Origin of the sequence: Daejeonella sp. (assembly GCF_030684675.1) — a bacterium.
Lineage (GTDB): Bacteria > Bacteroidota > Bacteroidia > Sphingobacteriales > Sphingobacteriaceae > Daejeonella.
Genome location: NZ_JAUXXZ010000062.1, coordinates 1 through 12836, shown reverse-complemented (window position 1 = coordinate 12836; position 12836 = coordinate 1). Strand labels below are relative to the sequence as shown.

General features: G+C 40.1%; 8 protein-coding genes. 6 read left to right on the top strand and 2 right to left on the bottom strand.

All coding sequences use genetic code 11. The features are described from left to right. Window positions 1-687 precede the first annotated feature (687 nt). The 3 genes from Q8M41_RS13620 (at window position 688) to Q8M41_RS13610 (ending at window position 3895) form a co-directional block, all read left to right on the top strand. Window positions 688-1068 carry an START-like domain-containing protein gene (locus Q8M41_RS13620; RefSeq protein WP_305365830.1) on the top strand — a complete coding sequence of 127 codons (381 nt, stop codon included), beginning with the start codon at window positions 688-690 and terminating at the stop codon, window positions 1066-1068. A 26-nt stretch (window positions 1069-1094) separates the two neighbouring features. Beyond that, complete coding sequence (locus Q8M41_RS13615; RefSeq protein WP_305365829.1) at window positions 1095-2528, top strand: LptF/LptG family permease; 1434 nt, start codon at window positions 1095-1097, stop codon at window positions 2526-2528. Window positions 2529-2689: 161 nt separating this feature from the next. Then, window positions 2690-3895, top strand: a complete 1206-nt coding sequence (locus Q8M41_RS13610; RefSeq protein WP_305365828.1) for a bifunctional 3,4-dihydroxy-2-butanone-4-phosphate synthase/GTP cyclohydrolase II — start codon at window positions 2690-2692, stop codon at window positions 3893-3895. Between the two features lie 388 nt (window positions 3896-4283). Here the strand turns inward: Q8M41_RS13610 and Q8M41_RS13605 are convergent, their stop codons facing one another. Beyond that, window positions 4284-8717 carry a translocation/assembly module TamB domain-containing protein gene (locus Q8M41_RS13605; protein WP_305365827.1) on the bottom strand — a complete coding sequence of 1478 codons (4434 nt, stop codon included), beginning with the start codon at window positions 8715-8717 and terminating at the stop codon, window positions 4284-4286. A 90-nt stretch (window positions 8718-8807) separates the two neighbouring features. Between Q8M41_RS13605 and tsaD the strand changes: the two genes are divergently transcribed. The 3 genes from tsaD (at window position 8808) to Q8M41_RS13590 (ending at window position 11556) form a co-directional block, all read left to right on the top strand. After that, a complete protein-coding gene (gene tsaD, locus Q8M41_RS13600; protein WP_305365826.1) occupies window positions 8808-9809 on the top strand; it encodes a tRNA (adenosine(37)-N6)-threonylcarbamoyltransferase complex transferase subunit TsaD in 1002 nt (333 codons plus the stop codon). Window positions 9810-9890: 81 nt separating this feature from the next. Further along, window positions 9891-10034 carry a hypothetical protein gene (locus Q8M41_RS13595; RefSeq protein ID WP_305365825.1) on the top strand — a complete coding sequence of 48 codons (144 nt, stop codon included), beginning with the start codon at window positions 9891-9893 and terminating at the stop codon, window positions 10032-10034. Between the two features lie 220 nt (window positions 10035-10254). Beyond that, window positions 10255-11556: an acetylxylan esterase gene (locus Q8M41_RS13590; protein ID WP_305365824.1), complete on the top strand. Its 1302-nt coding sequence runs from the start codon at window positions 10255-10257 to the stop codon at window positions 11554-11556. Window positions 11557-12096: 540 nt separating this feature from the next. Here Q8M41_RS13590 and Q8M41_RS13585 read toward each other — a convergent pair. Further along, on the bottom strand, window positions 12097-12836 hold a 740-nt coding region (locus Q8M41_RS13585), incomplete at its 5' end, for a sialidase family protein (protein ID WP_305365823.1).

Below are 12836 nucleotides of genomic sequence, written 5' to 3'. Positions count from 1 at the left end.
CTCCGTCCGCCCCGGGCGGATATGAATCCTATTCGGCTATCGGGCGGATACCCCGCCGTACTATTTTATTTTACATTAAGTATCGAACTACCGTCCGCCCCGGGCGGATATGAATCCTGCTCCGCCTTCGGGCGGATACCCCGCCATACTATTTTATTTTACATTAAGTATCGAACTACCGTCCGCCCCGGGCGGATATGAATCCTGCTCCGCCTTCGGGCGGATACCCCGCCGTACTATTTTTATTTCACATTTATTATCGAACTCCGTCCGCCCCGGGCGGATATGAATCCTATTCGGCTATCGGGCGGATACCCCGCCGTACTATTTTATTTTACATTAAGTATCGAACTACCGTCCGCCCCGGGCGGATATGAATCCTACTCCGCTATCGGGCGGCTACCCCGCCATTCTATTTATATTTCACATTTATTATCGAACTCCGTCCGCCTTGGGCGGATATGAATCCTACTCCGCTATCGGGCGGATACCCCGCCAAATTTGTTTTTTCTTTGAGTATAAATATTTTATATTGTGTCAAATCCCGAAATAATTCTGGATGGTTTTGGCACAAATAGTGTTATATATTATCCCGGTTCAAAACAGAGTTGCAAATATAGAGGAAATTACTTTCCTTTAGAAAAATTGGTGAAAATAATTCACTAAGAATATTAATAAAGTAGTGGAATGGCAGAAAAGATAAAGTTTAATGTAGAGTATGAAGTAAAATCATCTCCTAAAATATTGTTCGGATTTCTGAACGAACCCAATGGCCTCGCACAGTGGTTCGCAGATGATGTTACTTATAGAGATCAGGTCTATACCTTTACCTGGGATGGCGAACAGCAAAAAGCAAAATTGCTTTCCATTAAAGAAAATAAACTGGTGAAATTTAAGTGGATAGACGATGAGCCTCATTGTTATTTCGAAATGGAAATTGTTCAGGATGAACTAACCAATGACGTTGCTTTAGCCATAACCGACTTTGCTACAGAGGATACTATCCAGGATCGTAAACTGATCTGGGATAATCAGATACAATATTTGATTAGTGTATTGGGTGCATAGAGATTAATTTTCTCTATTTTTACAATGTGAAGAAAGTACACTTATTGGTATTGAAGGCCTTTTTAAGGCCTTTTATCGTTACCTTTTTCATTGTTATGTTCATTTTGTTGATGTTATTTTTATTCAAATACATCGATGATCTGATTGGAAAAGGGTTTGAATGGTATGTAATCCTAGAATTGCTGGTCTACGCATCAGCAACTAATGTAGCTATGGCTCTGCCCCTGGCTATCCTCCTTTCTTCTATTATGACCTTCGGCAGCCTGGGCGAGAATTATGAACTGGTTGCGATCAAGTCAGCCGGAATTTCGCTCCAAAAAGCCATGATGCCCCTAATTATTGTAGTAGGCATGCTCAGCCTTGCCGCCTTCCTTTTTTCAGATTACTGGCTTCCTAAAGCGAATTTAAAGATGGGTTCCTTATTGTATGATGTGCGCAACCAAAAGGCAGCATTCCTTATAAATGAAGGTATTTTTAATACCAGTATCCCCGGATATGCGATCAGGGTTCAGAAAAAGGATCCCGACCAAACCCTCCATGATGTTTTAATTTATGAACGAAATACAAGCAGCGGTAACATCAATGTACTGATGGCAAAAGAAGGCCAGATGTTTACCACTGATGATGATCAGCTTTTGGTTTTGAAGCTCAAGAATGGAAAGCGTTTTGAAGAGACTCCCGGCTCAGCCGGAGTTTACAATCCACGTCAACGCTTTATGCGAACCGAATTCAAAGAAACTGAGCAACGCTTCGACCTCTCCGGATTTCAAATGAAACGTACTGATGAAGAGCTGTTTAAGTCGAACTATGCAATGATGAATATCAGACAGCTTAAGTTTTATCTCGATTCCTTTAGTGTGAAGGGCGACAGTAATCTTCGTTCTGCCTATGCTGATCTTGCGCAAATTGCAAAGGTTTACCGTTTGGATACACTTAACAAAAAGACCCCGGCTAAACCCATGAAAGCCTATAAGGATGTTCTGGATCTTATTCCTAAGGACAGAAAAGTTCAATCACTCCAAACTGCAAAAGATCAGATCAGGTCAGTAAAGGACGTATTAAACCGTAAGCAGTTGTTTGAAATGGACAATGAGGTCAGGCTGAGGGGCTTTCTGATCGAACTGAACAGGAAATTTACGATGGCAGTGTCATGTCTGGTTCTTTTCTTCATTGGTGCTCCTTTGGGGGCAATTATCAGAAAAGGCGGTCTGGGATTGCCTGTTGTCATGTCTGTCTTGTTCTTCCTGATATACCATATTATTTCAACAATTGGCGAGAAATCGGTCAAAGAGGGCTCACTTTCGCCTTTTTTGGGAATGTGGGTCGCCATTATTTGCCTATCACCCCTCGGGATATTCCTAACGTATAAAGCAACCGTAGACTCAGTTCTTTTCGATCTGGATATTTACAAGCGCTGGTTTAAACGGATATTCTCAAAGAAGGATCAACAGCCGGCCTGAAGGCGCTTTTGAATTATTGCATTGTCCTGACCTATAAAGAATTGTTCAAAATTCCTGCTGCCAAAAAAATACCTAAATTTGCAATTATTATAAACGGGATCATTGTTCATATTTAATATCTAATCCTTTCTGAAACCGTTTTCGAATCAAGCTCAAAAATTATGTTTAATACGATAGAAGAAGCCATAAACGATATAAAAGAGGGTAAGGTTATTATTGTTGTTGATGATGAGGATCGTGAAAATGAAGGCGACTTTCTAACCGCCGCTTCCAATGCCACTCCTGAAATAATCAATTTTATGGCTACCCATGGCCGCGGATTGATCTGTGCACCTTTAACCGAAGAGCGCTGTAAAGAACTTAGGCTTGAACTGATGGTAGGAAATAATACCGCTGCTTTTGAAACCAATTTTACAGTTTCTGTCGATCTTATCGGACATGGTTGTACAACGGGTATTTCAGCTTCCGATCGTTCCAAAACGATACTGGCACTGATTGATCCGGATACAAAAGCGGAGGAATTAGGTCGTCCGGGGCATATTTTTCCGCTTATTGCGAAACATGGTGGAGTTTTACGCAGGGCCGGGCATACCGAAGCTGCTGTTGATCTGGCTACTATGGCTGGATTAGAACCTGCCGGCGTATTGGTTGAAATCCTGAAAGAAGATGGTGAAATGGCTCGTTTACCCGATCTTTTGATTATCGCAAAACAGTTTGATTTAAAGATCATTAGTATCAAGGATCTGATATCTTACAGACTCAAAACCGAATCTTTGATTAAAAAGGAAGTATCTGTAAAATTACCTACGCAATGGGGTGATTTTGAGATGGTTGCGTATACACAAATTACTTCCGGAGAGCAGCATCTTGCATTAATTAAAGGCAGTTGGGAAGAAGATGAGCCAATTCTGGTGAGGGTTCACAGTTCCTGCATCACCGGAGATATCTTCGGATCATGCCGCTGTGATTGCGGTCCGCAGCTACACAAGGCGATGGAGATGATCGAAAAGGAAGGTAAAGGGGTAATCATTTATATGAATCAGGAAGGTAGGGGTATCGGACTTATCAATAAACTGCATGCCTATAATCTTCAGGAAAACGGACTTGATACGGTGGATGCCAATCTGCAATTGGGCTTTCCGATGGACCAAAGGGATTATGGGATTGGAGCACAGATATTAAGGAGCCTCGGGATTAAGAAAATGAAACTGATGTCTAATAATCCTACCAAACGTTCAGGACTGATTGGCTATGGCCTGGAAGTTATTTCAAATGTTCCTATTGAGATAAAATCCAATATTCATAATGAATTGTATTTGAAAACCAAGCGTGATAAGATGGGGCATACCATTATGAAAAATAGCTAATTTTCTATTCACTAGGTTCCGGTAAAAGTTTTTGTTCTGCGACCCTGAAGGGGTCAAATGTTTATAGAAATACCATAAACCCCCGTTTCCCGACCCTGAAGGGGTCGTATATGATATTCAAATACATTCGACCCCTTCAGGGTCGGGTCTCCTTATAAATATAGTTCTATAAACATTTGACCGCCCTGGGCGGTCATTAAAAAAAATTCCAACCTGGATTCTAATCATTTGGATTGAATAAACCCTCAAACCATGACAATGCTTTGAGATCAGTTTTGCTGGTCATTAAAGATGTGGCTTAATTCGATAATCGGTCAAAAACACTTCAATGAGAGACATTGAAACATACTTTATTAATAAATAATTGTAGCCGGACACTAGTAATTACCTATTTCATTTCCGGTTCTTTTGGTTTCAGAGCCGCGGTGCTGTCCCGTGGACTGGTATCCTTTTCTTTATTCCGATCTTCCTTCCTTTGCTTACCTACTAGAATTCCTAATAGTTCATTAAAAGTGTCGAAGTCTTTTCTGTAAACTAATCCAATTGCACTTACATATTCACTATTGCCCAGGTTATTATTCAGGAAGCTGCGGCTATTGATCTTGTTTGATGCCCTGAGCACGAGATCGCCATTCTTTTTTATCAGGTAAAGAGCTTCCACATCACGTGCTACTGAGTTACCACCTCCAATTACATTGAATTCAGAGAAATTACGGCTGCTATTGGCACGGTCGGTAATACCTCCTGTTAAAATAAGTCTGTCATTCAAAAAGCGGAATGAGGCACTTGCATCGTTCAAAGAACGAATGTTCAGATCCACAAAATTCAGATTCAGTGATTGCGTCAGGATCGTATTTAACTGGTTAAAAAATAATTCTGTTCCGGCACTGATGAATGTAGAAGTGGCAAATTCAAAATCTGCTGCTTTACCCGCCGCGAAGGAACGTCTCACAATTAAACTTAAGGCTTGCTGATTGGTATTGTTGACGTCGCTCAAATAAGATTGTAGCTCATCCTTGATAGATGCATCTGCAGGAAAATTGATATCGAATGAAATATTAGGAGTTAAAAGTGGCCCGCTCAGGTTCATTACTGCCTCTGCCAGAACACGCTGGTCTATTGAAGGTCTGCCTGCAGCAGCATAGAGTGGACCTAAGCTTGTCCTTACTTCATAGAGTGCTTTCAGGTTAATTGCTGCCTGAACCGGATTTCCTGTCCAGCGAATTGATCCGCCTTCACTGATTTTAAAAATCTTATTGATAAAATCCTGTGCAGTAAATGCAAACTTCCCGCTGTTAATATTGTAATCCCCATACATCTCGAAATCACCAAGACTGTTTATATTCAAACTTAACTGGGAATCACCACGACCTGTTAACTTGCCGAGTTCGGTGAAGATATTAACTTCAGTATTTTGATCAATCTGTAATTCAAAATCCATCGTAAGCCCTTTGAATGAGGTTATTTTTGGCTTATTAAGTGATGAGTCCCTGGAAACAAAAGTGATGAAGTCGGTTTTACTTACAGTTGCGGAGGAATTCAAAGGGATATTAAAAACGGTACCGGCTTCTGTTTTTGCATCAATGATAATCCGCATATCATTTGTAGGCCCGTTAAAACTGAAAACACCAGTTCCGTAGGCAACACCAAAATAAAGCGGATTATCTTTTGCTGTGGTATTTAGTGCCATGAAGTTATTGGCGACAATATTGATATGGATCTCCGGATTGTTGACATTGGCCATATCTACTGTGCCATTTGCGATGGCTATATTGTCTCTATGGTCTCTGATTTTAAGATTATTCAGCTTAATTACAGTGTTCTCAACCTCAATTTTGTCCGTTATGCGGTAAGGGGTTTTTAAATAATTAACCGTCATACCTCCATCTTTCAAATTAAGGTTTCCATTAATTTGAGGTTTGTTCAGCTTTCCGGTTACAGTTAAATCGGCAGAAACTTTACCATTCATGTTCGATACCAGGTTTTTCAAGAAAGGTTGGAAAAGCGCCACTTCATTATCTTTCATAATGAGCTTCATATCCAGATTATTCTGATCGTCGCTGGCATTATAAGTTCCCGCAATATCCATCGTAGTTTCGCCATTATTCTCAACATTCATTTTAACATTGATCAGTTTGGTGGAATTATCCAGTCCGGCACTTAGCGTCATATTTCCGACAGCCAGTTTGTTATAATTCAGGCTGTCTATTTTAATCTCTGCTTCCACATTCGGACTCGGCCCCAGGCCGGCAAGTTTGGCATTCCCGTTAAGTGTACCATTCAAAGTAATTCCTAGTGGAGTAGTCAATGGATTAAATGTGGTCAGCTTGAAGTTATTGAAACCAATCAGGAGCTCATCGGCAGGATCTTTGGAAATATAGCCATTGATGGTTAACATCTGATTATCCCTGAATAATTCGAAACCTGTAATTTTTGTGCGTCGTAGAAGGTTGAATTCCTGATCCTTTGTTCGGCCATCATCAAAGCTAAAGCTAACCTTCTCCTGAATCTTCCAGGTCTGGTTATTGATGATCACATCCGAAGGAAGAATACTCAGCTGAATTCGCTGATCTCCATTAGAAGTAAATTCTACCAGTGAGTTTAAATCGAGCTGGTTAATCGCATCCTTGTCCGACAATTTAACGTTTAGACTCAGGCTGTCGTTCTTTAAGATATTAGCAATGTTGACATTCTTGATGTACAAACTATCCGTAATGTCAACCCTGTCGGATGTAATGAAGATGTTCATTGCCTCCGCTGAAGTGCTTTCGTCAATAATCAGGTTGTTGACCTTGATTTTATTGTATTGAATCAGTTTTATGAATCCATTCAGGTTCGCAGTATTTGAGTCTGATACAAATTTCCCGTTAAAGTTTGCCTGCTCCGGAATTTTCAATTGTGGAGCAAAAAGGATACTGAGAGGCTCAAAATATTTGATCTTCAGGTTAAATTCAAAATTCTGTTTTCCGGGTTGAACGTAAGTCAGGCCGAGAGAAGGAATATACTTGCTGGCAACAGATTTAAAGTAAGAGGGCAATGTTTTCAGATCATACTGACCCTTGATACTTGCATCAAATATATCAGATTCAATATTCAGGGAACGGGTAAGTCCGGTTCCAATAGCTTTTAGATTCACCGAATCAATATCAAAAGAGTTTTGAGCATTAGTCAGGTGAACTTTTGTGAGCTCAACCATTCCCTCAATATTTTCAAGATTTGAACCTTTAAAATTGGTTTTCACTTCTGCATCAAACTGAACACTGTCTTTGATCAGTTTAAGATTATGAAGGTTAGCACCTTTTATGGAAGCATCGAAATTGAATTCAGGAAGGCTTTTGTTCAGATCTACTTTGCCATCGAAATCCAGTTTCACATTAGGATCATTTACAATGATCTTTCCATTGAACACTTGGTTTACAAAACGGCTGTCAACTTTTATATTGTTGTATCTGTAATCCTTAAAATCAAAATATTTTATGTTCGCCTTAATTTGTTCCTGTATGCTATTTATTTTGAAGCCTTTGCCCTTAATGTCGGCAGTTAAAGTGGTTCTTCCCAGATTTTTTTGGTCCAGTAAGTCGCCCAGATTGAAGTCGTAAGCCTTAATATTCCCACTGTAAGTGGGTACTGAGGCATTATTGATCTTCATGTTCAAATCGGTCACCACACGCCCAATACGCGTTTTAAATTCTCCATAAGCTATAAAATCATTGAGAAATCCTGTAAATCTGCCTTTGAAATTCACAGTTCCGAATTTTTCAATCATTTGAGGAATCATCGAATTCTTTTTGCCTGTGGCCCTGGAAATAATGAGATCAAGATCCTTTTTATTTGTTGACACCTGGTCAAAATCCAGGTCGAGCATCATTTGCTTTATGCTCGGAAGGCCGGTAATTCTGAAGTCGCCCTTAACATAAGTAGCCTGCCCACTCTGTATGATCAGGCTTTTTGCTTTCAGATCGTTTACAAAGCCTGAAACCTGTCCATTAACCTGCAGGATAATCGAAGATTTGGCAAGGCTAGGAGAAAAATACGCAATGTCTGAGCTATTTATCTTTGAGTTTTGGAGGTTTGAATTGAGAAATACTTTGCTGGTAAAATTATTGAAATCTTTAAAGTTTGAATATTTCAATAAGAGATAATCACTAATTCTACTATCCGAAGTTTCGAGCAAAAGTTTTTTGAACTCCATCTGGCCCGTGTCGATTGCTGCATCAGCAGTGAGATTCTTCAAATAAAAGCCACTTTTCTCTCTGAAAGTCATATTTCGTATTCCTGCTTTCAGCAGATATGATTTTGTATCTAGGTCCAGAATCGTCGTACTCAGTCCGCTCAGAAGAATATCATTGAAATTTATCCCTTTTACAGGATTGACATTATTGAAGTTTTTATACTTAAATGCGACATTATTTAAAACAATCTTAGCAAGTGTAATATCATATGGTTTTGAGACCTTTTTTTTCGTGGTTTTGCCACTGCTGAAATAGTTCAGGATAAAAGTCAGGTTTGTCGATTGATCTTTATATTTCTTTAAAAAGAACTTTCCGTTTTCAATTTGTAAGAGCTTAACAGTAATCTTTCGTTCTCTCAGGGAAAAATAGTCTAAATCTACAATGAATTTCGGTGAAAATAATAGTGTGTCTTTTTCAAGATCCTGTATATACAAGCTGTCGAGTACTACTGATTTAAATGGCTTAATGTATAAAGATCCTACCTCAACACGAGTGTTCAGCTCCTTTGAAAGATAGTTTGCAGCTTTTTTAGCGACATAAGTTTGTACAGTCTTGAACTGCAGTGAAAAAACCAATAGCGTAAGCAACATTATAAATGTTGCCAGTATCCAAAGGGTTATTTTTAGCGCTTTTTTGATAAATTTGTATTTTAATTATTCAATTCAATTTTAATATACGTTTTGGCAATCATCCTCGGCATAGAATCTTCCTGCGACGACACATCCGCATCAATCTGTATAGATGGCAAAATCTGTTCCAATATCATTGCCGGACAGCTTGTTCACCAAAATTACGGAGGGGTGATCCCCGAACTGGCTTCCAGAGTTCATCAGCAAAATATAATTCCCGCTGTTCATGAAGCCATTTCTGTCGCAAAAATACATAAAAATGATATCGATGCCGTAGCTTTTACCCGGGGACCAGGATTATTAGGATCACTTTTGGTTGGTACTTCCTTTGCAAAAGCATTCGCACTGGCAAATAATCTGCCCCTGATTGAAGTAAATCACATGCAGGCACATATTCTGGCCCATTTTATTGAGGAGAATAAGCCTGAATTCCCGTTTTTATGCCTGACGGTTTCAGGTGGACATACTCAAATTGTGTTGGTTAGGGATTATTTTGATATGGAAATTGTTGGGCAGACCACAGATGACGCTGCTGGTGAAGCTTTTGATAAAACTGCTAAATTACTTGGGTTGCCCTATCCCGGTGGTCCGCTCATTGATAGATACGCCAAACTGGGTAATAATGATGCATTCAAATTTCCTGAACCTCAAATTCCAGGGCTGGATTTCAGTTTCAGCGGACTGAAAACTTCCATCATGTATTTTGTCCGCGACAGGTTAAAGGAAAACCCTGAATTTTTAAAGGAAAACCTGAATGATGTTTGTGCTTCAGTTCAGGACAGAATTATTTCAATTCTGCTGAATAAAATGAAGAAGGCGTCAGCACAATATCAGATCAAAACAATCGCAATTGCCGGGGGTGTTTCAGCTAATTCCGGATTGAGAGGAGCATTGACCGAGACTGCAGCTTTATTGAACTGGGACATTTACATCCCGAAGTTTGAATATTGTACAGACAATGCCGCGATGATAGCTATTGCCGGTTATCATAAGTATCTGAAAAATGATTTCGTTGGGCAGGATATCTCGCCATTGGCCAGATTGCAGTTTTGATCATATTAGTAGCTGGATTATAAATATTTAAACACGAGATTTACTTAAGAATTTATGAGCGCATCAAGTATAATTTTCTTTTTGATTTTTTTAATCCCACTAACCGGATTCCTGATTTGGGTTATGCGTCAGGATAAGCGCAAGGGTAAAGTTGGTATGTTTATACTTGGCTTTATTGTCCTGGTAGGAGTGTGGTTCATGTACCTGATGACCAAAGGGAAATAATCTTTTTCTTTTGATTTCCTTCCGGTTTAATAAAGCCCGGTTTTCTCTTTCGTTTTATTAAGGTTTCCAATATTTTTTCAGAATAAAAAAAATTTGGTTTAGACTCTATTATTGCCGAATTTGATTAAAATATTTTCTACCAGAACGGATAATTGGAGCGTACATATGCCTGCGTTTTGACACATTTAATTGCCATTAATCAAAAACAAATTATATACTAATGAAAAATTCAAAATCAGCTTTTTTTCTCCTTTTTCTTATGCTCTTTGCCGGAGCAGTTATGGCTCAGCCTGTTGAGCAGAATGTAAAAGTCATTATTGGCCCTGATCATCCGAACTGGGTTTACAAAGTTGGAGAAATGGTGAAGTTCAATGTCTCTGTCCTACAATATGGAAATCCCTTGAAAAATGTAAAGGTGGTTTATGAGCTTGGGCCTGAAAAAATGAGCCCAGAGAAGCGCGATTCAATGCAGCTTTCGAATGGACTTACAACGATTGAGGCTGGAACGATGAGAACCCCGGGATTTTATCGCTGCGTGGTCACTGCAGAAGTAAATGGCAAAAAGTATAGCAGTCTTGCGACAGTAGGCTTTGATCCGGGGCAAATTAAGCCGGCCGCGGTAAACCCGGATGATTTTGTTCAGTTCTGGAATAATGCAAAAGCTGATCTGGCGAAGATACCAATGGATGCCAGAATGACTTTGTTGCCTGAGCGTTCCACAGAGAAGGTGAATGTTTACCATGTAAATATTCAGAATTTTCGATTGGGCAGCAGATTGTACGGAATACTTTGTGTTCCTAAAAAGCCCGGAAAATATCCGGCATTGCTTCGGGTTCCTGGAGCCGGAATCAGACCATACAATGGGGATGTAGCAACAGCAGAAAAAGGTGTGATCACACTTGAAATTGGTATTCACGGCGTTCCGGTTACAATGGATCCGAACGTCTATGCTAATCTTGGCGTAGGTGCTCTATCAGGCTATCAGGCTTTCAATCTGGAAGATCGTGATCGATATTACTATAAGCGGGTTTACATGGGATGTGTCAGGGCGAATGATTTTTTAACTTCTCTTCCTGAGTTTGATGGCAGCACTTTAGGTGTGACCGGAGGAAGCCAGGGAGGAGCATTGTCAATTGTAACAGCAGCCCTTGATTCAAGAGTTAAATTTTTGGGTGCCTATTACCCTGCTCTAAGTGATCTGACGGGATTCATGATTGGCAGAGCAGGTGGATGGCCTCATTTGTTCAATAAGGATAATGTAAATACCGGCAGCACTCCTGATAAAGTTAAAACTACCGGGTATTATGATGTAGTGAACTTTGCACGACTACTTAAAGTTCCGGGAATGTATAGCTGGGGATTTAATGATGTTACTTGTCCCCCGACCTCTATGTATGCATCATACAATGTGATTACGGCTCCGAAATCATTATTCCTTGCATTGGAAACCGGGCACTGGATGTATCCGGAGCAAAGGGAAAATATGGATCAGTGGTTGCAAAAACAGTTGAAAGTGAATTGATTTCACAACTATTGCTGTCCGGTTAAAATTAAATGTTTAAAAATATCCTTTTAAAAAGTATCGTGAACGATTTTATTTCCTGATTTCAAAAAGCAAGCCCCGCTGTTAGCGCACTCGCTCAATAGGCCCCGCTTTTAAGCGGGGTATAAAACAAGGGGGTATTCCAGGCTTCAGCCCAAAATAATCCGTTTATACCGGAACACCCCCATCGGGCTTCAGTCCGATTAAATGTTGTCGGCGCTGAAGCACCGGTTTACGTTATTTTCTAACCTGCAATATGTAGGGCTGAAGCCCGAATTGAATCACGCCGATTACAACCCGCCTAAAAGCGGGCCCTATTCCCTCTGGTCGGTGTTCTCACCGTACCAGATGCATTTACACATCCCTTGTTGGTGATAAAGGTTGGTGATAACACCAACCAGAGGAGCAATTGATTTAAGTGACTGACGAAATCGACTTTCTGCTCGCCCATGCGATTTCGCAAGTCTCTTAGCTAATTGTCAACCCGATAGCTATCGGGTGTCAATTATCAATTATTAACTATTTATTAACTCTCGTTTTAAACACCATATCTGTGTTTCCCTTAATAACATCTTCTTCTGTAAACCTGCAATACAGGATATCCTTAGCGCTGGTCCGTTCCCGATCGAATACCACATGGATCCTTCCATCAGGTGTTTGATCTGCATCAGGATAGGAAACATTATCTCTGCCATCAAGCAAAAGTTTATGTGGCCAGGTTTTACCACCATCAGCAGAAATGAATGCGGTCATATTATTCCGGGTAGTGCTGATGTTTGAAATCAGCAATAAATTTCCGGAGGCAAGTTTACCAAGATAAAAACGGCTTGAGGTTGTTGGTCCGGAAGCAGTAAATGGCTCAACCGGGTTCCAGTTTAATCCATAATCAGAACTTGTTGTAAAATAAATCCCTTTGGTAGTTCTTACCATAGCCATAAGATTACCTTTATCCGAAATTTCAACAATTTGTGGTTCATCATGAATACGGAGATCCTCTTCAATATTGATTCTTGAATAATTGCTCAATGATGCCAGGTCACTTGATTTGGAATAATCCAAAGCACGGATAAATGCACCATTTTCAGGAAAAACCTTTCCTGTACTATCGCCGGGCAAAGGTTTGTCAACATACACAGGAAACAGGGCAAGGTCTTGGGAAGCAAGATAAAGCGGCTTGTTGCTCATAACCCCATCACTGATCCTTTTTGGCTGGCTGTGGGTAATTTTTGAACCATCCCAGGCAATCTCAAGGGCATTTA